At 71.3% G+C, this 477-nt stretch carries 1 protein-coding gene; it reads right to left on the reverse strand.

Annotated features, from left to right (window positions below):
* The coding region (locus JK364_RS54610) for a winged helix DNA-binding domain-containing protein (protein WP_201858911.1) at positions 1 to 477 on the reverse strand (477 nt) is incomplete at both ends.

Raw genomic sequence — 477 nt, forward strand, 5'->3', positions numbered from 1 at the left:
CCACGTGCCGCCGACGAATCCGTCGACCAGGACCGTGCCGCGAACGATCCCGTTGACCGTCATCACCTGGCCCGGAGCCACCTCCCCGAGAATCCGGGACCGGTCGGCGTGCGACAGCACCAGGTTGTCGAAGTCGGCGACGAAACGCGCGGGCACCGGGGTATCCGGGTCGGGCAGGCCCGCGTCCGGCAGGTCATACAGCACCCGTCCCTGATCGTCCCGGTACGTCCGCAGTTCCAGGCCGGCCACGACCTGGCGCAGCCCCGTCAGCCCGGACCACTTCTGCAGGTCGGCGACGCCCGCCGGGCCAAAAGCGCCGAGATACCGCGTGACGACAGTCGCCGGGTCGGGGCTTTCGACCGCCCGCCCCAGCCACTCCTCCACGGTCGCGTACACCGGCTGCCCGCCCTCGCCCCATACCCCGCGCGGCGGCAGCTGCACGAGGGGTATCCAGTTGCGCAGTGCGTTCACCAGTGA

This window comes from Streptomyces endocoffeicus, assembly GCF_016741935.1.
Taxonomy (GTDB): domain Bacteria; phylum Actinomycetota; class Actinomycetes; order Streptomycetales; family Streptomycetaceae; genus Streptomyces; species Streptomyces endocoffeicus.